This is a genomic window from Streptomyces sp. NPDC049687, assembly GCF_044465285.1.
Classification (GTDB): domain Bacteria; phylum Actinomycetota; class Actinomycetes; order Streptomycetales; family Streptomycetaceae; genus Streptomyces.
Genome location: NZ_JBITLN010000025.1, coordinates 1 through 22,258 on the forward strand (window position 1 = coordinate 1; position 22,258 = coordinate 22,258).

Here is a 22,258-nt window from a genome sequence, read left to right on the forward strand (position 1 = left end):
CAGGGCCCGGTGACCGTGACCAAACGCGGCGTACGCCGCAGACCGCAGGAGTGAGCCGTGAGCGCCAAGCAAGTGACCCATCCGCTGACCGGGCATGTCTACCGGCTCACCGAGGACGGGCTGGTGGAGGTGACCGATCCCAGGACCGGGGCGCAGGGCATCTTCGACTTCCAGGCCCGGTGGCAGTCGGGCGAACTGCGCCACGCCGACCTTCAGATGGCCGGCTGGGTGGGCCGCCTCGCCCAGCGGCGCACGACCCCCCAGCCGGAGCAGTGACCCCGTGACGCCCCCTGCCACCCGGGTGGTCTGTCTGGTACGCCGGCCCGACGGAGAACCGCTCCCCGGGGACTTCGCCGTCGAGGAACGCCCGCTGCCACCCCTCGGGGAGGGGCAATTGCTCGTCCGCAACCTCTACATGAGCGTCGACCCGTCGATGCGCGGGCGGCTGGAGAGCACCGAGAAGCACTACACGCACAACTTCACGCCCGGATCGCCGCTCGACGGCCGGGCCCTCGGCGTGGTGGAGGAGAGCCGCTGCCCCTCCGTGCCGCGGGGCACGTACGTGCGCCACCAGCTCGGCTGGCGGGAGCGGGCGGTGCTGGACGCGGGGGACACCGACGGCGCTGGTCGTATCGACCCCGGGCTCGCCCCGCTGCCCACCTGGCTGGGGCTGCTCGGCCAGACCGGGTTCACCGCGTACGTGGGCCTGACCCGGATGGCGGAACTGCGTCCGGGCGACACCGTCCTCGTGTCGGCGGCGGCCGGCGCCGTCGGCACCGCCGCCGGCCAGTTCGCGCGGCTGCTGGGCGCGGAGCGCGTCATCGGGACCGCCGGAGGGCCGGACAAGTGCGCCCTGCTGGTCGAGGAGTTCGGCTATGACGCCGCCGCGGACTATCGCGCCGAGTCGGTGCGCGACGCCCTGGCCCGGCTGGCGCCCGAGGGCGTCGACGTCTACTTCGACAACGTCGGCGGTGAGCAGCTGGCCGCCGCGTTGCACGCGCTGCGGACCGGTGGGCGGGTCGCCCTGTGCGGCATGATGTCGCAGTTCGGCGGCGACCGACGGTCCGCCGACATCAACCAGCTGATCCAGGCGGTCCTCAAGCGGCTGACGCTGCGCGGTTTCATCGTCCGCGACCACGAGGACCTGCGGCCGGAGTTCGAGCGGCGGGTCGCGGGCTGGCTCGCCGAGGGCCGGATCACCGCGCGCGAGACGGTCGTGGACGGCCTGGAGAACGCCGCGGGGGCCCTGCTGTCCCTGCTCGGCGGCGGCAATGTCGGCAAGATGCTGGTACGGCTGGCCGACTGACGCAGGGAAGAGTGAAGCGGCGCTCCCTCGAGGGGCGCCGCTCTTTTCGGCGTGTTCAGCGTGTTTCAGCGCATGGCGTGTGAGGCGGCGACGGTGTGCGCCGTCAGGGAAGCGGCTCAGCCACTCCTCGTAACCGAGTGTTGATGATGCGGCCCCAGCCGTTCTCCGGCATCTTCGGCGGCGCCCGGCCGGTGCCGTGGAAGTAGCCGTCGACGTTCGGCTTGAGGGCGTCGTGCCACGCCTCGTCGCTGAGCCTGACCAAGCCTTTGCGCCTGCTGGTGTGATTCCGACCCTATGTGGCCGGGTCTGCGATCCGCTCCGCGAGGTCGCCTACCTCGCGGACGAAGGAGCGGTGCCCCAACGACCGGTAGACGTCGTCCCCTCGGGCCTGCGAGATCGCCGCGGTCTCCAGCAGCGCCAGCAGACCCAGGCCGATCACCGCCGCCTCGGCGTCGGAGACGGCCGAGCGGGCCTTGCGGATAAAACGCACCAGCTCGTCCAGCAGCTCCGCACGGCTCTCCTGGCGCAGCGCCTCCGCGTCCTGGCTCATACCGGCCGACGACACGAAGAACACGGTCGCGGCGGACCGGTGTTCGCCCATCCACGCCAGCAGCGCGGGGATGGAGGCTCCGATGTCCGAGCCGGGGACGTGGGCCTGCGTGAGCACCTGCAACTGCTCGCGCAGCGCGGCGGCGAACGCCCGCATGGCCTCCGCCAGGACCTGGTCCTTGGAGGAGAAGTGGTAGTACACCGCCGCCGAGGTCATCTCCGCACGAGCGGCGATGTCGGCCACCGTCACCTCGTCCGGCGGCTGGGTGGCGAACAACTCCGTGGCTGCCTCTACCACCCACTGCTTGCGCGAGGGACGGTGAGCGGCGCGGGTTCCGGATGTCGTCATGCTGTCAAGTATGCCTGGACCTCGGTACCCCGGAGCGCCCTGAGCGGCAGGACTTGTGCGGACGGACAGGTGGAGTTACTGGATACAATGGTCAGTACGGAGGGGGCCCACGGACGGGTTCACGGCAGCGGGCAGGGAGCATGATGGCCACCACGAAGAACGGCAAGCAGCCCGCCCACCGACCCTCGCGGCGGCAGCACATCATCGCCGCGGCCGTGCGGGTGTTCGGTCGCAACGGGTTCGCGGAGACCAGCATCCAGGACATCGCGGACGAGGCCCAGGTGGTCCCCACAGCGGTCTACTACCACTTCGACGGCAAGGAGGAGCTGCTCGAACTCGCCATGCGCCGGGTCTTCGACCAGCTGAACGCGGTCGTGGAGGCGGCCCGGCCGGAGTCCGAGCCGGGTGACGCGGAGAGCCTGGTCCGCGTCATCGACGCGGTGTGGGAGTGGGTGGAGCAGAACCCGGACGAGGCCCGGCTGTACCAGGTCCAGGTCGCCTCCGCCAACGGCAGCGTCAAGGTGCTGCGGGACGAGTTCGAGCAGCGGCACATCCAGCGTGGCTACGACTATCTGCCCGAGGGCACCACGCGCAGCCCCCGGGCGGCGAAGGCCCGGCACGCGGCCCAGGCGCTCGCGGTGCGCACGCTGATCAGTACGACCATGCTCGTCACCGCGCTGCGGGCCGAGGGCGGACCGCTGTCCCAGCTGCCCTCCCGGTCCGTGCTGGAGGCGGTCAGGGAGCTGGCGCTGCGTATCGTCGCCGCCGAGCAGAAGCCGGTGAACGCCGCGGATCCGGCGAAGCCGGCCACGTCACGGGCCTGAGGCGGTTCACCAGGGCAGCGCCCTGCGCTCGGCGAACAGCCCACCCGTCGTCCCGTCGCCCTCGGGAAGGGCCGCCAGCCAGACCGGGGTGTCCGCACCCTCCCGCCTCCACGCCGTCAGGACCGAGCACGCGCTGATTTCGGGCGCCCCGTACACATGGGTGAAGCCACCCGGGGAGCGCCCGGCACCTGTACACCGGGCGCCCGGCCCCGCAACTGCCGTACGACCTCGTGGGACTGACGCAGCCCGGAGGCGCCCACGGGCTCCCCGCCGGCCGGACAGCCGCCGTCGGTGTCGACCGGTGTCCGGCCCATGGGATCGGTGGCCCCGGCTCCGTCCCTGTCCGTAGGGCACCAGGATCCGGCCGGACGTCCCGGGGGCGCCAGGGGTCAGGGGCGCCCCGGAGCGGGCGAGCGGGCCCGCCTCGCCTTCCGTGACGCTCACCCCTGGCTCCTCGTGACCAGCTCCTCTTCACGGGCCTCGTCCTCGGCCCGACTGATTCCCAGCACGAGCAGCAGCTCCTGGTGCAGTCGCATCCACACGGTGTGGTACGAGTCGCACAGCGGAGAGGCGAGCCACTCCGGAGCGCCGTCGTCGAAGCGGTCGAGGGCGTCCTCCAGGGCCGTCAGATACCGTCCGCTGCCCGCGAGCACCCGGTCCAGCCTGCGCAGCACGGGCTGGATGGCCTCGTGGACGTCTTCCAGCGACTCGCGCACCCCGGCGTCGTAGACGTCGTCGGAGTGGTCGTTGGCGGTGCCGTCGGGGCGGCACTGCCATGCCGTGCACACGTCGCGGATCTTCCGGTTGACCGGCAGGAACGCCTCGTACACCGCGAGGATCCGCTCCTCCTGCTCGGAGCCGGCGGGAACCCGCAGGAGCTGCGCGGCGGTGGCCTTGGCCCGCTCGGTCGGCAGTGCCACCGGCCCCTTCACCATCGCCAGCCCGGCGTCGACCAGCGGACGGTGTTCGGACTCCGGCCGACCGCGCCACATCCCACGCAGAACGAGGTCGACGACGGCTTCGTTGAGAGGCTCGTCGGACGAGTCCGGAAGGTCCACGGCAGCAGATTGCATCGCCACACCTTTTCCTCGGTTCTGTGGTGACCGGTTCCTCGGTTCTGTGTTGCCCGGAGGTTACGCCCCGGCGGGCATGTTAGTGAAGAGGGACTCAAGAAACACTTCTGGCTCCCTCGTCTCGGACCGGTTGTCGCCCGCTGTCGGGCGGCCCCGCGCGCGAGGAAGGGCGCCATCCGGTCCTGTGCCTCCCGGTCGTCCGCGAGAGCGGCGATCGAGTGGACCTCTTTCATGAGGTGAAGGCGCAGATCGTCACCGGTGCCGACGCGCAGCAGCCCCTTCGTGGCGCGCAGTGCGCCGGTGGCGCCGGCGGCCGGAGCGGCCGCGGTCCGGTGTGCCGCCTCGCTGACCTCCCCGTCGTCCACGACCGGGGAGACCGGCCTCGGCGGTCCTCGGATCCAGGGCGTTGCCCCGCGCGGGATCGTCCGGTCTCGGCTCGACGACTCCGTCGGGGTGGCGGACGGTCCGGGCCGGCCGGCCCGCTCCTGTGTGCATTTACGACTGTGTGCATTTATGACCTACGCGGGCGTGATTGCGTCGCATAGTTTTCGTTTCTTTTCCTTGCCTGGTCAATTCCCGATAAGAGGCTGAAAGGGACGCCCCGAGGAGTAAGGTCGCGCCGTCGTGGCGGCGAGTGCATCAGCGGGGGAAATGGTGAGCGGCATCGAGGCGGACGTACGGACGATCGCGGTTCTCACCGCCCTGCCCGTGGAGTACAGGGCCGTACGAGCGGGGCTCGTCTCGGTGCGCAGGGGGCCGACCGTCCAGGGCACGGTGACCGAGGAGGGCTGGCTCAACGGAACGCCGTGGAAGATCGTGCTGGCGCAGCTCGGCGAGGGCAACCACCAGGCGGCCGCCCTCACGGAGCGGATCATCCAGGCGTTCGGCCCCTACGCCCTCTTCCTGGTGGGCGTCGCCGGCGCCCTCAAGCCGGACATCCACCTCGGTGACGTCGTCGTGGCGACGAAGGTGTACCCGTACCACGGCGGAAGGGAGACCGACGCAGGGTTCGCCGCGCGGCCCGAGTCCTGGTCCGCCCACCACGAGCTGGTGCAACTGGCCAGGCTGGCCGACGTCTCCGGGGAGTGGGCCCGGGAACTGCCCCACACCGGCGCGGGCCGGCCGGCGGCCGTGCACTTCAAACCCGTCGCCGCCGGAGAGGTCCTGCTGGACGCGGGGAACTCCACGGTGCGGCGACGGCTCGGCCTGCACTATCAGGACGCCGCCGCCATCGAGATGGAGGGCGCCGGCGTGGCGCACGCGGGCCACCTCAACGACGGACTGCGCACCCTGGTCGTCCGCGGGATCAGCGACCGGGCGGACGGCGGCAAGAAGCGGAGCGACGACGACGACTGGCAGGCCGTGGCGGCCCGCAACGCCGCCGCACTCGCCTTCTCCGTCATCCGCGAACTGCGGCAGGACGGCGGGACACCGTCCGAGCCTTCCGCACCCGTGCTGCCCGCACAACGGATCGTGACGTACCGCAGCGAGTCCCCGTCGCCCCGGTCGCTCCCCTCGGCGGAGGCCCCGGCCGCGGCGTGGGGGAGCGGACAGGAGTTCGTCACACGCGAGTGCCGCTATCTGCTGCACGGCGAGCAGAACGGCGAGCGTGCCGCCGCGGACCACTCCCTGATCGAGCGTGGGGCGGTGGCGCGGCAGCTCGAGCCCGCCACCGGCGCGTCCGCGTCCCCTTTCGTCTGGTTGCGGCAGACCGAGGTGCGCTTCACCACCCCCGACTCCGTCGCGGCGCTCACCGCCCTGCGCGGCGAGCACGACCTCCTGGGCCGTCTCCACCCCCGGTCCCGAGGGCTGCCGGCCCCGGGGCGGTACGAGTCGATCGGCAACCGCAGGGCCGTTCTCGCCCTGCCCTGGCCGGCCTCCCGCAGAGGTGCTCCCTGCGAGACACTGCACACCGCGTGGGCCACGAACCGCCGGACCCCGCTCAGGAGAACGGACCTCGTCGACCTGCTCCACCGGGTGGCCGGGCTCTACGACGTCCTCCACGTCCTGCACCGGTCGGGGGCCGCCCACCGTTGCCTCACCGCCGCCGGTGTCATCGAGCTCGACGACGGCCGACTCGTGCTGCGCGACCTCGGGCTGGCGGCGCACGATCCCCGGCCGGGTGAGGGACCCCCGGCCTACCGGGCCCCCGAACAATGGCTCGGACACCCGCCGGGCCGCATCGGGCCGCCCGCCGACGTGTACCAGCTGGCCGCCCTGACCTACCGGCTGGCCACCGGCCACCCGCCGGAGTCCCGCGCACCCCAGCCGCTCCGCTCCCGCCTCCGCACCGTTCCGGACAGCCTCGAACGGGCGCTGCGTGACGCACTGGCCCAGGATCCGGGCGAGCGCCCCGACGCACGGGAGACGGGCGCCGCGCTGAGCCGTGCGCGCGAGGACCTGCTCGGGGACCTCTAGATGCACCTTCGTACCGTCGATCTGCCAGGCCCCCTCGTCCTGTTCCCGGGATCGTCGCTGGAGCGCGAGCTGCGCGGGTGGCGGGAACCGCGCGCGTCGCCCGAGTCGCGGGACCCCCACCCGTATCTGCCGGGAGACGTCCACGACCTCGCGACGGACCTCAACAGCCGCCAGGGCGGAGTGCCCACGACCGTCGAGGATTCCCGGGAGAGGGCCGGGAACCGGTGTCTCCTCGTCCACGGCCGGGACTATGTCGCCCGGCTCTGCCTGAGCCGGAGGAGACGGGACGCCTACGAGGTGCGCTCCGTCCGCCCGCTCGGCCACCAGCGCCACCACGACGTCGCCGACGGCTGTCTCCTCGTGCGGCCCGTGCGCTGGCAGCCCTGTCATCTGCGCAGGGAGGTACCTCGCGACAGCGAGGCGCACTGGGAGCTGCTGACGGCCGAATGGCAGCGGTTCCTCGACGAGCGGGCCGCACGCGCCCACAGGCCGTCCCTGACCGACCGGCACATCGGCTTCCTGGCGGGAGTCGAGAGGGTCGTCGAAGCCACCGAACGCATCGCCCTCGCCCGTGCCGACGCGGTCGAGGAATTCCCCTACCGGGACGTGTCGGCCGCCGGCGAGCGGCGTCACGGCACCCGAGCGGTCTACGTCTTCCGCCTGGTGGGAGACCGCAAGCCGGACGAGGGTGCCTTCGTGGAGGTCGTCGGGGAACCCGGCCAACGCGGCCGGATCCTGCGTGCGCCGTCGCACGGCAGGTCGGTCACCGTGTCCTTCGACCGGGCCGTGGCCTGGGACAGCGTGCCCAGGCAGGGGGCACTCCTGGTCACCGCCGGACAGGCGGTGTACGCCAGACAGCGCGAGGCGATACGGACGCTGCGCGAGCGCAGATCACACAACCCCCACCTGCTCGAGGTCCTGGTCGACCACCGTCTGCGACCCTCGGCACCCGCCGCCGACGACCCCGGGGAGCCCCTCGACCCCGATCAGACGGAAGCCTTCCGCAAAGCCCTGGCGGTCGAGGACCTGCTGGTCGTTCTGGGCCCGCCCGGCACCGGCAAGACCAGGGTGATCAGCCAGATCGCCCGGACGATCACCGCGTCACGCACCGGTGCCCGCGTCCTGGTGGCCTCGCACACCAACCGAGCCGTCGACAACGTGCTCGGCCGGCTCCCCAAGGACCTGGTGGTGGTCCGGGTCGGGAACGAGAACGCCGTCACCGCGCAGGGCCGGCCGTATCTGCTGGACGAGCAGGCCGCCGGACTGCGGCAGGGCGTCCTCGACCGGCTGGAGACCAGGCTGGCGCACCCCTTCGACACGGCGGACGTCGAGGAACGGTGCCGTGACCTCGGACGGTGCCTCGATGCGCTGCGCGGCTCGCTGGCCGCCGAGTCGGCCGCACGCCGGTCGCTCGACGAGGCGCTGCGCACGGTGGGAGGACCGGCCCGCCAGCGGGTGGACCGGCTCCTCGCGGAGGGCACCCGGCTGGCCGGGAAGCAGAGCCGGACCGCGCACCGGATCGAACGGCTGACATCGGCCCGCCGGGCCGCGCTGCGCCGGTCCGACCGGCGGTTCACCGGCTTCGTCCACCGGCTCCGGGCCCGGCTCGGCGCGCGGCGTCTCGCCACGGCGAGGGCGGCCGCGGCCGCCCTCGACCAGGCGTACGCCCGCAACCGGACACGGCTCCAGGAGGCCGAGCGCGCACTCGACGCGGCCACCCGGGACATCCCGTCCGTGCGGACGGCCCGTACGTCGCTGGAGACCGCCCGCACGGACAGCGCGGCCTGTCGCAGGCAGGCACTGCGGGCCGCCGGACGGTGCAGGGAGGCGACGGCGGGGATCGAGGAGCCCGCGGGCGACGGCGATCCCATGACCGCCGGACCGGACACGACCGATCAGGAGCTGTTCGCGTTCCACGCCCACCTGACGGAGCTGCTGCCCCTGCTGACCGCCCGACGCGACCTGCTCGTCGAGTGGCAGAAGGAGGTGGCGTCGGCCTCCGGACAGTTGCACACCGAACTGATCCGCTATGCCCACGTGGTCGCGGCGACCTGCATCGGGGTGGCCGCCCGCCCCGAACTGGCCGGACTCGACTTCGACCTGGCCGTCGTCGACGAGGCCGGGCAGATCGCCGTCCCCGACGTGCTCGTCCCCCTGGTGCGCGCCCGACGAGCCGTGCTCGTCGGGGATCACCGGCAACTGCCGCCCTACGTCGACCTCGAGGTCCGCGAGTGGGCCCGGCGGGACCAGGATCCGGTCACGAGCGCCCTGGTGACCACCAGCGCGCTGGAACTGCTCTGTGCGGGGCTGCCCGACGACGGGGTGGTGGCACTGACCAACCAGCGGCGCATGCCGTCCGTGGTCGCGGACTTCGTCTCCGCCGCCTTCTACGGCGGCCGGCTCCGCACACCCGGCCCGGACCGACCCCACGACTCCCGGCTCTTCCGCACGCCGATGGCGTTCGTCGACACCTCACGGCTCCCGGCGGGCGAACGGTCGGAGCGGCGTGGGACCCTCCGGGACTCCGGCCAGGAGCGACCGGGCTACGTCAACCGGGCGGAGGCCGAACTGCTCGTCCTGCTGGCCGCCCACTACGACGAACGAGGCGAGGAGTGGGCGGTGGTCGTCCCCTACGCCGCCCAGGCCGAGCTGATCACGGAAGCCCTGACGCAGCGGACCGGCAGACCTCACAAGGTCCGGCTCAACGTCGGCACGGTCGACTCCTTCCAGGGGGGTGAGCGCGATGTGATCCTCTACGGCTTCACCCGCAGCAACCGCTCCGGACGGGTGGGATTCCTCGGTGAACTGCGCCGTGCGAACGTCGCGTTCACCCGGGCCAGGCGTCAACTGGTGCTCGTGGGCGACCTGTCCACGCTGACCGAGGCCGGGGACCGCCCCTTCCGCGACCTGTCGCGCGCGCTGCGGGATCACGTCGCGGCCCGCGGGGAGATCCGTGCGTACGGCGAAGTGCGCGCTCTGGTGGAACGGGCCGGGCGCGGAGACGACCTCCTGTGAGCGGGCGGGACCGGCTGATGCCCTTCGCCGAACAACGCGTGCTGGAGAACGCCGCGTTCGTCCTGGGCCTGGTGCCGACCAGTGTCCAGGCCGTACTGCTGCCGGTGTGGAGCGTGGAGGTGCGGGCCACCGTCACCGAGGGGCGGCCGTACGAACTCGTCGACCGTTTCGTCGAGCGCGCGATCGGCGTCGGCGGGCTCGGTTCCGCCGGGGAAATCGCCGCCTTCCTGGCGCTCGATCCCGCTCTGGTGCGGCAGGCGCTGGCCTTCCTGACCGCGATCGAGCATGTCACCGACGTCGGCGGCAGGGTCGTGCTCACCGAACTCGGCCGGCGCTCGATGCGCGACGGCACGCGGTACACGGTGGTCCGTGGCGACCGTCGCCGACTGTACTTCGACGGGTTCCGGTCGCGTCCGCTGACAGCGGCCCACTACACGAGCTCGGCCGTCACCTTCGTCCCCCAGGGCGGGACCGCACCGCGGCACCACGGCTCGGTGGTCCGGCGGCTGGACTCGCCAGGGTTTCGCGACGACGCCGTGACGGAGCTCGCGAACCACCGCGACCGGGCGAGGTTCAACCTTCCGCCGGGCATCGAGAACCCCGAACGGGTCGGCGAGCCGGAGAAGGTGCACCTGCCGGTCTACGCCGTGCGTGCGGTCGAGGACGACGGGCGGGTCCGTCACCTGGTCTACACGCCGGCGCACGACGGAGAGCACGATCCCGACCTCTCCGCCGTCTGCGAGGAGACACCCGCCTTCGTGGCCGACCTGTGGAGCGCGGAGACGGGTGTGGTCTCCGGCGTGGCGGAGAAGATCCGCCGATGGCTCAGCCGGCGGAACCTCGCGCAGTACGAGCCGGAATGGGACCGGCGGCACGGGGCCTGGCGGGTCACGCTGCCGCCCGGCGTCTTCAGCGCCCCCGACGGGCTCGGGCTGGCCCGCGTCGGCACATACCAGGTGCTGGGCGGCGGCCCGTTCTTCCAGTTGTGGTGTGCCGACCGCGACACCCGCGCCTGGGCGCTCGTCGAGCGCCTCGACTCCTCTCTCGCGGCGCGTCTGCGCGACGGCCCCGACGCCGTCCGGGCCCGCGTCGACGCTCTGAACCGGCAACTGGAGATCCGGCCGCCGGCGCCCCTGGCGGTCCTGACGCGCGCCGCGGAGCAGAAGGGCATGCATCGCCTGGCCCGGATTCTGCGCCAGACAGAGGAGACGATCAAAAAAGAACAGCGCTGAACAAACGAATTCATCGCTCATCTATAAATGGTCAATCTTTTTATTCGCATTCCGGCCGAAAGTGAGGGCTGGTGAGTTTAAGCTTGGCGGCGCAGGCGCCGCCGATGGGATGTCATTTCCGGCGGCAGTCGATAAGCGGGGATTTTCGGGGGCCCTTCGTGGCCCTCGGAGTCGTGGGGGTTGAGCGTGACAAATTCAAGGGGGGTGCTCGAGCGTGCAATCGAATGCGTTCTCTCTGTTCCTTAGTCCACGGGCACGGCTGCGGGCACAGGCACGGACGCGGGCGCGCCAGGGTGCGTCCGGCCTGGCCGCCATGGCGCTCGCCGCGGTGACCCTGCCCGGAGCGGCCACGGCCGCATCCGGCTCCGAAGCCGCCGGACCGGTCCGTTCCCTCGACGCCGTCATGGCGAAGGCCACGACGTCCGACGATCCGGTCGACTACGCGGTCGCCGTGGACGAGTCGGCGAGTCTGGGAGCGGGCGAACTCGACCGGGAGAAGGACGCGGTCTCGACGATCGCCGTCAGCGAACCCTCCGCGCGGTCGCGGATGGTGGTCTTCGGCTTCGCCGACGCCACGACCGTCGACCAGTCGCCCGTCGACGAGGTCTGCCCGATGCGGCAGCTGGACACCGTCGGACGGGAGCGGATCAGTCAGTGCGCCGCGAAACTGCGCAGACGCACCGAGGCGGAGGGATCGGGCACCGACTTCATCTCCGCGGTGCGCCAGGGGGTCACCCGGCTCAAGGAGGCCGCGGCACCCGACCGGCCCAGGGTGCTGTTCCTGCTCACCGACGGACACCTCGACGTCAGTGACAGCTACCGCTACCGCGGCCTCGACTCCGCGACCAGGGACGACCAGGCCGCCGAGGACCTAGCCCAGGCCCTCCGGGAGGCCAAGGACGCCAAGGTGCAGATCTGGCCGCTGGGTTTCGGGGACGACGTGGACGACAAGCGGCTCCAGGAGATGGCGGCGGCCGGCTACCGCGACGGATGCCGCAGCCTCCCGCAGACCCGCCCCAGGGCGGAGACCGTGCCCGGTGCCGAACAGCTCGGCCAGGCCCTGCAAGCGGCGTTCGCCGCCGCCCGGTGCCTCTACCAGGAGAGCGGCACACAGGGACGCCCGCCAGGCGACCTCCACGTCCGGGTCTCCCCCCTGGCCACCGAGGGCACCCTCGTCGTCTCCAAGGGCGACCCCGCCGTGCGGGTCACCTACTACGACCCCCAAGGGCACAGGATCACCGAGTCCGGGGACGGGACCGGGAACGGAGGGTCGTCCTTCGAGTTCACCGGCCGCGGCAAGGCGGTCGAGTCGCTCCGCGTCACCCGGCCCCTCGCCGGTCGCTGGCGGGTCCACCTCGACGCCCCCGAAGGCCACCGCGACCGTGTCGCCAGCATCAGCGCCCTGTGGCGGGGCGCCGTACGCTCCGACATCCGTCTGGAGAAGCCCTCGCCCAGGGCCGGACAGCGCACCCGCGTCGAGGTCGAGGTGCTGACGCGCGACAGCGTCAGGCTGGACGACCGGGACCTGCGCGGCATCTCCGTCACGGGCCGGCTGACCGGTGACGGCTTCTCCCGGCAGGTTCCCATCACCCTGACCGACGACGGCAAGGGCCCGGACGAACAGGGCTCCGACGGCGTCTTCTCCGGGACCGTCACCGTGCCCGGCCAGGCATCCGGCTCCCTGCTCTTCTCCAGCACCGTCCAGTCGGTGGGCCTCAGCGCGGACACCCGCTCCTACCCGACCGCCGTCGCCCCGGAGAACTCCACGTTCGACGCCGCACTCGACATCCCCGCCGCCGGAGTCCACCCCGGCGGCCGCGTGCCGGGCACGCTGAAGGTCAGCAACCGGGGCAGCGCACCGCACGAGGTGCTGCTCTCCGTCGCCGACGCCAAGGGCACCGGTCTGAGCGTCACCCCCGCCCGGGTGACCGTCGAGCCCGGTGCGGCCCGCACCCTCCCCGTGACCGTCGCCGTCGCCGCGGCGGACGAACTCGGCGCACCCGTCGACGAAGACGGCACCGAACTGGGCGGCAAGGTCGTCGCGGTCGAGGGCGAACGTGTCCTCGACGACGCGTCGCTCTCCATCACGGTCACGCCAGTGCCCGGTGAGCTGGAACAGCTCTGGGACCGCTGGTGGAAGGTCGTCATCCCGGCCGCGTTCGCCCTGGCCGTCGTCCTCGTCCTGCTGTTCTCCCGCCGCCGTGTGAACCGGCTGCGGATCGCACCCGCCGGACTTCTCCTCGAACTGCGGGACACCGACGCCACCCTGGTCGGCAGCGGCAAGGCCAAGACCGGACGCGGCACCTGGTACGAGTTCGACGTCGTCGACGCGACCACCGACAGCCCCCGGATCGTACGGCGCTCCCGAGGGACGTACGCGGTACGGCGCGGCCTCAACGGCGGAGTGGTACTGCGCATCAGCGGCCAGGGCGAGCGGACCCTGCGCTTCGGGGAGGCGGTGCCCCTGGACGGCTCGCTCTCCCTGCACGTCGCCGAGAGCAAGGGACGCCGCCCCTCCACGAACCGGGGCGCCCGGTCGCGGACGCCCGAGAAACGCCGCACCGCCCGTCCGTCCACGGCTGGCCCGTCGGCGGACTCCTACGACAACGGCGCCTACCCCGTCGGTGTCCCGGACCCGGCGGAGCACCCCGACCTCTGAGGTTCCGCCTCCCCTCCTCACGAACTCCCACACCAGTGACCGGGACGCCAGCCGTCCCGGCGGAGGACCACACCATGAAGATCTTCCAGCCGATGCTCTTCGTCGGTCTGGGCGGCACCGGCGGACTCGTCGGAACCGAGCTGGAACGACGGCTGCGCGCCGAACTGTGCGGTCCCGACGGCACCGCCCTCACCCGGCTCGGTATCCCCCTGCGCTACCAGCTCCCCGAGTGCCTCCAGTTCGTCTACGCCGACTTCAGCGAGTCGGAACTCGCCAGGCTGCCCCACCTCAGCGCCGACGCCGGCCTGCGCGCCGCGTACGGCCGCACCGCCCGCGCCACCCACGACCTGCTCCCCGACCACGACAGCTCCCCTGAGGTCACCCGCGAACTGCGCGCCGTGATGCGGGACGAGGTGAGCGGCTGGCTGCCACCGCGCGCGGGCGAGCCCAAGGTCACCCCGCTGCGCAACGGAGCCGGCCAGCTGCCCACCGTCGGCCGCGCCGCCCTGTTCGGCACGCTGCGCAACGGCTTGGACCCCGTCATGGGGCCGCTGATGCAGGCGATCGACGCCATCAGCCGGTCCGGCGGCGAGCTCAGCCAACTCGGCGGCGGACCCATGTCGGGGTGCGACGTGTTCGTGGCCCACTCCGTGGCCGGCGGCACCGGCGCCGGGATCTTCCTCGACTACCTGCATCTGATCGGAGAGGCGTTCCGGGCCAAGAACTTCACCGGAGCCCGGATCTACCCCCTGGTGGTCATGCCCTCCGCCTTCCCCACCTCGGCCGGCGGAGGCCGGGAGGCGGAACTCAACGCCGCCCGCGCCGTCGTGGACCTGTTCCGGCTGGTCGACGAACAGAACGTGCCCACCGCGGAGTCCGACCTCGGCGACACCGACCTGGAATCCGCGATGCACATCCGGTACCCGGGCGTCCACCCGATCCGGCTGCGCACCGGCATGGTGCCCACCGCCTTCCTGTTCAGCCGCACCGCCGGCATCCGCCCCGACGACCTGCGCCGCTCGATCGTCTCCCTGGTGATGTCGCTCGTCGGTACCGAGCTGGGCGACGGCAGCGGGCCGCGTCCCCGCGCCGACGACGACTACCAGACCTTCGCCGCCAGCTTCATCAACCGCGGTCTGCACCGAGCCGCGCGGGCCGCCTCCGGAATCGGCCACCGAGGCGTGTCCACCAGCCTGGTCGCCTCGATGACGGCCCCGCTCGACGAACTGGCCGAGCTGGTCTCCTCCCGGATGCTGGCCATGTCGGTCCGCCGGCTCACCGAGCCCGCCGCCAAGGCGAGCCACGAGTACGCGGGCACGGTCCGCAAGATGTTCGCCGACTCCGGGCTGGAAGAGCTGTGGAACCGCGAAGGGCTGCCGGTACCGGAGCCCGATCCGCTGCCCCGGGGCGGAGTCGCCATCGAACAGGCGCTCCGCGACCGGATCAGCGACATGCAGGGACTGATCGAGGACCTGCGGCGCAAGGTGGACCGCCGCGCGCCCGCCCTGGCCGAGCAGTTCGCGCCGCGCCCCGCACTGGAGCGGCTGCTGCGGTCCGCCGACCTCTTCCAGGCGGACCGGGTCATCAAGGGGGTGCCGGGCGACCCGGATCCGGTCACCGTGCTCGGCTTCCTCGGCATGCTGGAGAACCGCAGCCGACAGCCCGCACGTCCGGCGGGCGTGCAGACGCAGCCCCCCGCCGTTCCCCGGATCAGGGGCCGCATCGGCGGGCTGTCGAAGGCGCGCTGGGGCGACGCGGACGTGGCGGCGGCCGTCGAGGAACAGGACCGCTGGTTCCAGTGGCGCTGCCGCGCCGTGTGGCACGAGGGCTGGCGGCGCCAGGAGCAGCGCTGGCGCCCGGCCGCCGCGGCGCTCAGCAGCGAGGTGACGCTGCTCGTCGAGGCGTTCCGCAAGCACACCGAGGAAGAGCCCCGGGCGTTCGACGAGCACGTCCAGGAGCTGTACGACGACCGCACCGGCGTCTCCTACCTGCTGCCCCCGCAGAACAACCTGCTGGACTTCTACGACGACCTGAGAGAACGGCTCGTCAAGCGGGTCAGTCTGCGTGAGAACGACGACGAGTCGGCGCTGCTGCTCAAACTCGTCGACGGCGACGCCTGGCAGGCCGCCCACGCCGTCGGCCGGCGCAATCCCGCCGCGGCGGTCGCCACCGTCAAGTCCGTGATCGAACAGCGGGTCAAGACCCTCTTCGCCGAGAGCGGTGTGCTGGCCGACGAACGTCCGCTGCTGCCGTCCATGGCCGTGCTGCTGAGCGCGGCGGCGGGCGTCGGCGACGCGGCCGAGGACATCGGCAAGGGCGCGCTGGAACAGTTCCGGTTCAAGATCGCGGGACTGCTGCCCCACGGCTTCGTGCCCGAGGGCGGAGGACCGCTGAAGATCCTCATCGTGTACCCCAGGATCCAGAACAAGGACGCGGTCGAGGAGTACCTTCGCAAGTCCCTGCTGCTGCCCCGGGACGGCAAACGCTCCATCGAGTTCCGGGGGGTCGAGACCGACTCGATCACGGTGGTCCTGTTCCGCAGTGAGATGAGCCTCACCGAGGTGCCCGAGGCGCGCAACGTGCTGCGCCGGTGGGCGCGGGCCCGGGACGTCGAGCAGAGCGAGGACGTGCTGAGCTGGCGACAGCGGCTCGGCTACCGCGACGACTGGCTGGCCAGCACGGAGGAGGACCGGCAGCACATCCTGCACCGCCTGCTCTGCGCGATGTGGAACGGCCAGGTCAGCGTGGTCGAGGGCGACGTCGACTCGCCGCGCCGGGTCCGTGTCCGGCTGTACGAGGAGGACGGCGCCGACGTCCCCGGCATGACGCTGCGCCTCGACGACTACCAGGGCGAGATCTCCGGCTGGGCCGGACTGCTGCGCTCCTACGAACGCTGGGCGCTCCTCGACGAGGGACGCATCGTCGAGGACTACTGCAGCGTCCTGATGAGAGTCCAGCCGAAGGGCCTCGCCCTGTCCGGCAGCACCCCGGACCCGTTGTACGTGCGGTTCGTCAGGGACATCGCCCGGCACCAACTGGAGGTCCTGGAGAAGCTGGAGCTCCAGAGCGCGCAGTGGTCGGCCGAATGGATGCGCCCCCTGCGGCAGTTCTGGGCCGAGACCCTTCCGGGTGCCCTGGACGTGACCTTCACCGAGAAGCGGGCGCTCCAGCCGACCCTGCGGCTCCTCGAGGCCGCCGTGCTGGGAGAACCACCGGCTCCCGCCGACCCGCCCCCGCCGACCCGCCCCCGCCGCCCCGCCGAGGACGACTGGGAGACCGTACCCCTGCGGCAGGACCGCCGGGACGACGCCGGAGCCCACCGCGACGCGCCTTCCGGCGCCGACGGCCCGGCGGCCGACCCCGCGCCGTACGCACCGCCCCCGCGGCCCACCGCCGAGGACGGCGCCGACCTGTACGCCTGGCCCGAGAAACCCCAGTGGCCGGAACGTCTCACGGCCGACCCCGACATCGGGGACGAGACCGCCCCCGCCACCATGTCGGCGGCCTGGGACACCGGCGGCGCGGCAGCACGGCCTGCCGGTCCGCAACCGCAGGACCGCGCGGCCGAGCCGAACGGCGCGCACGACGACTTCCCCTGGGAGACCGGCGGCCCGGCCGACCAGCCCGCGCCCGCACCGGCGAGCCCTTACGACCTCCCGCCACGGCCCGGCGACGACCAGGACGAGGGACGTGACGACGGCGGACACCGGTCGGCACCGGGCGGAGACCCGGACGCCGGACCGTCCTTCGCGCACTATCCGCCGTTCCCCGCCGACCAGGGCGACGGCTGGCCCGACCGGACGGACAGCGACTTCCCCTGGACCACCACGAGCGACACCCGGGACCCGGACCGGTTCACGCCGGACTCCTCGATCGGCACCCCGGCCGAGCGCCGCCCCGCCCGCGACCCGTGGGAGAGTGACCCCGAGTGAGCCGGACGACAGGCGCGGCGCACGGCGTCATCGTGCTGGACCTGCGCTCCGGCGCGCACACCCTGGCCACCCCCGGCGCCCTGCGCGCCGCGGTCCACGAGCAACTGCGCACCGAGGGCCTCCCGGAACCGGGAAACGGGCACTACCGGTTCCTGCTGCTCGACACCCCGCGCGGGCTGATGGACCACCACAGCCTCTACGAGAAGATCCTCGGCTACGGCTCCAAGGCGTGGATGCTCGGCCTGGTCGTCGGTGATCTGCCGGACGCCGAGGACGCCCGGACCGACCACGGCGACGAGAACGGCGGCCGTCCCGCGGGTGCCCCCGACGCCACGGGCGCCTACCGGTGCCGCCTCGTGCGGCCGGCCGCCCTGCACGGACCCGACGCCGGGCTGCTCTGGGTGGGAGACCTGCGTGCCGCCCGCACCGCCGGGGACGCCGTGCGCCCCGACGACCCCGAGGCGCTGGCCGTCCTCGTCGATCTGCTCCGCGGGCTGTTCGACGAGACCCTCGAGGCCCTCGCCCGATTCCCGGACGCCGTGGCCGTGCCCGGCGTTCACGTACTGGAGCACGACCTGTCCGGCGCCGCCAGGGAACGTGCCTGGCGTGAGGCCCTGACCCGGTTCGCCGGCGAGCGCTACACGGGCGCCCAGCGCACCGGGGACGACGACACCTCCCGGATCGAACTCCCCAAGCCCGTGGACGAACTCGCCGCCGGCCGCCCGGCGGGTCCGGTACCGGGCCACCGCACCCCCGGCGGTGCCGCGGACCGCGCCTACACGGGCTGCTCCAGCGCCCTCGACGACGCCCACGCCGGGTGGGCCCGGCTCAGCGGAGCCGGCGGACTGCTCCGCGGGGCCGGCCGGCGTGCCGCCGAAGCCGCGCTCGACGCCGCGTCCCACGGGCTCAGCGGCTACCGGACCCTCGTCCTCAAGGCCCTGCACGAGGGTGCCCCGGGCGCCACGGCCGCGGCGTCGGAGTCCACCCTGCTGCTGACCGAACTCGGCATCCGGGTGCCCACCTACTCGGGCAGCCGGGAAGCGGTGGGCGAGGGACTCCAGCGGCTGGCGGAACGCATGCTGGGCGAGCGGCTGGCGCTGCGCAGCGTCGCCGAACGCTTCGCCGCCCTCTCCGAGCAGGTGGCGCCCGCCCCGAGCGCCGGGCTGCTCACCGAGGCCGACCGTCGCTGCCCGCCCGAACTGCCCCCACGTGTCTCGGCCGAACAGCACTTCGGCGCCGCCGCGATCACCTTCGGGCAGCTCGCCGGCGCGGCCGCGGCCGGCGGACTCGCCACGCTGTACCCCTGGCCCGGCACGCTCGCGGTGCTCGCCGTCCTGGCGGTCCTGATCGGCGGCAGCCTGCTCGCCCAGGCCCATCGTCCCGGACACGCCCACTCCGGCTCGGTGCTCGCCGGAGTCGCCGCCCAGGGCGTGGCGGCGGCGACGGGCGCGACCGGCGGACACCTCCTGACCCGCGCGTGGCCCGTGCCGTCCTGGGCGGCCCTGCTCGGCGCCCTGTGCGGGCTGGGGCTCGCGCTCGTCCTCGTCCTCGTCCGCTGGCGCCGCGCGGTGGACGCCTGGTGGGAACTGACCGGTGCGGACGACGCCCGACGGGCCCTGGACGGCCTGGACGCGCTGCTCGCGGAGGCGGTGTTCCGGCAGCGCTGGGCCGCGGAGGAGCGCCTGTACTGCGCCGACGCCGCCCGCATGGTGGCCGGGGTGCTGCGCGGCGCCGCGGTGAGCGCCGAGGAACTGGACGGCCGGCCCGAGGAATCCGAGCGTGCCACCGCGACAGCGGGCGGCTGGGAGGAACACGACCGGGAGACGGTGGCACCGGGGCCCGCCGCGGACCTCCCCGGTGTCCACGACCGGCCCGACTGGATGCCGGCACCGGATCCCTACAGCCGGACGTCTTCGGCCGACCAGCCGGAGCGAGGACCCGCCCCGGCGGGAACCCATCCGAACACCGCCTCCGCCGGCGGGCAGGCACCGCGAGCCGACGCGCTGCTCGGCGACGGACCCCGGTGGCTGGACCGCGAGGCCGGTGAAGGCGGCCCCCATCTCGTGGACACCCTCGTGGAAGACCTCACCGACACCCTCGTACACGCCCTGGGCCTCTACTGGGGTGTCGTCGCCCGCGGGCAGGCAGGGGCCGGCGCCCTCACCGACGTCGAGCAGCGGATCCGCCAGATGTTCGAGGTGACCCGTCGTCATCTGTTCACCCAGGGCGTGGTCTCGCCCCCGCCGTTCGCGCGCTCCGCGGACCGGCGCGGCAGCGCCGAGGGACTGCTCGGCATCGGGCACCAGCGGGTGGCCGACGCGATCGAGCCCGACCCCCAGGGCCGCCGGATGGTGGACCTGGCCTCGGAGCACCAGGCACCGCTGCTCAGCCGGGATCCCAACACGGTGGAGTGGATCAGGTTCGCACCGCAGGCCGTGTGGAAGGGCTCGAACGGACACGCGGGTGCGGGCGCCGAGGCCCGGGACTTCCGGCAGGCCCCGGTCGCCGTCTCCGAGAGCGTGCACAGCCGGTCCGTCTGGACGCCCACCGGCCGGTACGCCGGACTGCTCAAGCTCGTCCCCCTCCGGCTCGGAGTGGTGACCTCGGTCCGGCTGCGGGAGTGGGCCGAGGAGCGGCCGGCCGCCCGGGACCGGCTCTGGTACGAGGAGGGCCTGTGAGCGAGCGGGCCGCGGGGCACGGCACGGCCGCCCAGGACTTCCGTCCGCCGAGGGGCAGCGCCGAGATGCCTCCCGATCTCTCCTTCACCACCCCCGGCGGCAGACGCCACCAGGTGCCCACCCGCTTCGGCCCCGACCTCCGGCGGGCCGTCCGCCCGCCCCTGCTGGCCCGCGAGGTGCTGCTCGGCGACGCCTGGAAGGGCGTACAGGTGCGGCTGTCCGCCGCCGACGCCTCCGACCAGCAGGAGTACCTGACCCTGGAGACGGAGGTGGGGGCCGCCCTGATGATCCACCGGGCCTTCGGCGGAGGCCCCTACCAGCGGCTGTTCCCCGTTCCGGTCGGATACGACATGGACGCCGCCGAACCCTTCCTGATCTACTCCGAGCCCCGGGGCGAACCCGCCACCGGTCTCGCCCACGGCATCTCCACCAGCGATCAGCGGATCATCGAACGCGACCTGGTGCTCGCGGTGCGGCTGCTGGAGAGCCTGGGACTGGCGCACCGGGGCATCGTGCCCGCGGCCGTCCGGTGGGACGGAGAACGGGCCCAGCTCTGGGACCTGGGGGCCGTCGCACGGATCGGCGCCCCCCGCACCCCGTGGGGGGTCCCTCCCTACGCGCCGCCCGAACAACGGGCCGGCACCGGTGAGGTCGACGCGCGCGACGCGCTGTGGAGCACCGCCCAGGTCATGTACCAGCTCGTGGCCGGCCGCCAGGGCAGGCCCGACGGGCCTCCCGCGGACCTCGACGCGTACCGCTCCCTGGCCCAGACCCTCGGCGGAGCCTTCGCGTCCCGCGCCGAGGACCGCCCGACGGCGGCCCGCCTCCTCGGTCTGATCATGCCGGACTCGGACCCGGCCGCCATGGTCACCGCCCGCCCCGACCCTCTCGAACCACACCGCAGGGAGTTCGACGCGGCCCTCGCCCGTAAACGCGCGGCCGCCGGCGCCGACGGGTTCGGCGTCCCGGGCAACCCGGACGGCCCGCACCCGACGGCCGGTCCGGACGGGACGGTCCGGTCCGGAGGCCCCCGCCGGGGTCCGGGCGAAGGCGAACGCGCCCCCCGACGCGGCTGGCTGGGCGGCGGCTCCGAACGAGATCGCGGCAGAAGCGGAAGGGGGCGCCGATGAACAGCACCTCGGCACAGCTCGAACCCGGCCAGGTGATGTGCCCCTACTGCCTCGAGATCGTCGTCTACGACGAACGGGCCCTGCACGTGCGCAACGAGAAGCTCCAGTTCGAGCGACTCGACCTCGCCAAGCACACCAATCCGCTGCGACGCGCCGACGTCCTGCGGGGCGCCTTCCAGCTGTGCGGCAACACCGACGGCGTCAAGGCGCACTACATCCCCGTCCCCTACCTCACCCACGGCCGCCCGTTGACCGTCGCCATGGTCGGCACGTCCGGCACCGGCAAGAGCCATCTGCTGACCCAGATGGTCGCCGAGGTCACCGACGGCGGCCTGGAGCCGTACGGAGTGCGATGGCAGTCGGTCAACCCCGCCGACCACTCGGAGTTCATCAGGGACCGGGTGGCGTTGCTGCGGGAGGGCAAGCAGCTGGAGTCCACCGGGCAGACCCCGTTCGCCGAGTTCGTCGAGGCCCTGCTCCTGACGGGGACGGACGGTCAGGTCAGGCCGGTCGCGTTCTTCGACCTCGGTGGCGAGGACCTGGTCCGCACCGACACCCTGCTGCGCTTCCTGCTCGGCGTCGACGCCCTGGTCTTCGTCGTGGACCCGCTGCTGGCCTGCGCGCTGCCACAGCTCGACGAGGCCCGCGATCAGTACCGGCTCGTCGTCAGCAGGAGCGATCCCGCTTTCGAGACGGTGCTGGACAGGCTGCCGCGCACGGGGGCGTACCTCGACGTGGCCACGGCGCTGGTGGTGGGCAAGGCCGATCTGCTGCGTTTCGAGCCCCCGGTCGACCGCTGGCTCAGCCGGCCCACGACGGCGCCGTTCGACCCGCGCGGGATGCGTGAGGAGAGCCGTGACGTGTACGCCTTCCTGCGCCAGCACGCCGCTCCGGCCTGGCTGCGCCCCTTCGACAGCGCGCTGCGGTGCAGCCTGCACTTCGCCTCGGCCACCGGCGGCCAGCCGACCAACGGCTATTTCCCGCACGGGGTGCGGTCCCGGCGTGTGCTGGGCCCCCTGCTGTCGATCCTCGCCATGTGCGGCGTGCTGGGCGACAGCGCGCCGCGCCAGTCGTCCACGGTGGGGATGTGACT

At 73.0% G+C, this 22,258-nt stretch carries 14 protein-coding genes and 1 pseudogene; 11 read left to right on the top strand and 4 right to left on the bottom strand.

The genetic code is table 11. From position 1 onward, the window contains the following. Window positions 1-57: 57 nt before the first annotated feature. Together ACIBVL_RS41205 and ACIBVL_RS41210 are read left to right on the top strand one after the other, a co-directional pair. Window positions 58-276: a transposase gene (locus ACIBVL_RS41205; RefSeq protein ID WP_399106050.1), complete on the top strand. Its 219-nt coding sequence runs from the start codon at window positions 58-60 to the stop codon at window positions 274-276. 4 nt (window positions 277-280) lie between these two features. Then, complete coding sequence (locus ACIBVL_RS41210) at window positions 281-1,306, top strand: NADP-dependent oxidoreductase (protein WP_399106052.1); 1,026 nt, start codon at window positions 281-283, stop codon at window positions 1,304-1,306. 103 nt (window positions 1,307-1,409) lie between these two features. Here the strand turns inward: ACIBVL_RS41210 and ACIBVL_RS41215 are convergent, their stop codons facing one another. Together ACIBVL_RS41215 and ACIBVL_RS41220 are read right to left on the bottom strand one after the other, a co-directional pair. Further along, window positions 1,410-1,568, bottom strand: coding sequence for a hypothetical protein (locus ACIBVL_RS41215; protein WP_399106054.1), 159 nt, complete (start codon window positions 1,566-1,568; stop codon window positions 1,410-1,412). Window positions 1,569-1,598: 30 nt separating this feature from the next. Further along, window positions 1,599-2,204, bottom strand: coding sequence for a TetR/AcrR family transcriptional regulator (locus ACIBVL_RS41220; protein ID WP_399106055.1), 606 nt, complete (start codon window positions 2,202-2,204; stop codon window positions 1,599-1,601). 143 nt (window positions 2,205-2,347) lie between these two features. Here ACIBVL_RS41220 and ACIBVL_RS41225 point away from each other — a divergent pair, with 143 nt between their 5' ends. Then, window positions 2,348-3,028, top strand: coding sequence for a TetR/AcrR family transcriptional regulator (locus ACIBVL_RS41225; protein ID WP_399106057.1), 681 nt, complete (start codon window positions 2,348-2,350; stop codon window positions 3,026-3,028). 114 nt (window positions 3,029-3,142) lie between these two features. Here ACIBVL_RS41225 and ACIBVL_RS41230 read toward each other — a convergent pair. After that, window positions 3,143-3,360, bottom strand: a pseudogene (locus tag ACIBVL_RS41230) (thiolase C-terminal domain-containing protein); the annotation flags it as partial. 108 nt (window positions 3,361-3,468) lie between these two features. Continuing rightward, window positions 3,469-4,101: a hypothetical protein gene (locus ACIBVL_RS41235; protein ID WP_399106059.1), complete on the bottom strand. Its 633-nt coding sequence runs from the start codon at window positions 4,099-4,101 to the stop codon at window positions 3,469-3,471. A 651-nt stretch (window positions 4,102-4,752) separates the two neighbouring features. Between ACIBVL_RS41235 and ACIBVL_RS41240 the strand changes: the two genes are divergently transcribed. The 8 genes from ACIBVL_RS41240 to ACIBVL_RS41275 all read left to right on the top strand — a co-directional run bounded on the left by ACIBVL_RS41240 (window position 4,753) and on the right by ACIBVL_RS41275 (window position 22,256). Further along, window positions 4,753-6,519, top strand: a complete 1,767-nt coding sequence (locus ACIBVL_RS41240; RefSeq protein WP_399106061.1) for a hypothetical protein — start codon at window positions 4,753-4,755, stop codon at window positions 6,517-6,519. Further along, complete coding sequence (locus ACIBVL_RS41245) at window positions 6,520-9,534, top strand: DEAD/DEAH box helicase (RefSeq protein WP_399106063.1); 3,015 nt, start codon at window positions 6,520-6,522, stop codon at window positions 9,532-9,534. It abuts the gene before it with no gap. Then, window positions 9,531-10,766, top strand: coding sequence for a hypothetical protein (locus ACIBVL_RS41250; protein ID WP_399106065.1), 1,236 nt, complete (start codon window positions 9,531-9,533; stop codon window positions 10,764-10,766). The genes ACIBVL_RS41245 and ACIBVL_RS41250 overlap by 4 nt, the downstream gene beginning before the upstream one ends. 313 nt (window positions 10,767-11,079) lie before the next feature. Beyond that, the gene (locus ACIBVL_RS41255; protein WP_399106067.1) at window positions 11,080-13,425 is read left to right on the top strand and encodes a VWA domain-containing protein; all 2,346 of its coding nucleotides are present in this window, start codon (window positions 11,080-11,082) and stop codon (window positions 13,423-13,425) included. 74 nt (window positions 13,426-13,499) lie between these two features. Then, entirely contained in the window at window positions 13,500-17,357 is a 3,858-nt protein-coding gene (locus tag ACIBVL_RS41260; protein ID WP_399106069.1) for a tubulin-like doman-containing protein, read from the top strand. Continuing rightward, complete coding sequence (locus ACIBVL_RS41265) at window positions 17,354-20,035, top strand: hypothetical protein (RefSeq protein ID WP_399106071.1); 2,682 nt, start codon at window positions 17,354-17,356, stop codon at window positions 20,033-20,035. Before ACIBVL_RS41260 ends, ACIBVL_RS41265 begins: the two co-directional genes overlap by 4 nt. After that, window positions 20,032-21,165, top strand: a complete 1,134-nt coding sequence (locus ACIBVL_RS41270; RefSeq protein ID WP_399106073.1) for a hypothetical protein — start codon at window positions 20,032-20,034, stop codon at window positions 21,163-21,165. Before ACIBVL_RS41265 ends, ACIBVL_RS41270 begins: the two co-directional genes overlap by 4 nt. Continuing rightward, the gene (locus tag ACIBVL_RS41275; RefSeq protein ID WP_399106075.1) at window positions 21,162-22,256 is read left to right on the top strand and encodes a hypothetical protein; all 1,095 of its coding nucleotides are present in this window, start codon (window positions 21,162-21,164) and stop codon (window positions 22,254-22,256) included. Before ACIBVL_RS41270 ends, ACIBVL_RS41275 begins: the two co-directional genes overlap by 4 nt. Window positions 22,257-22,258 lie beyond the last annotated feature (2 nt).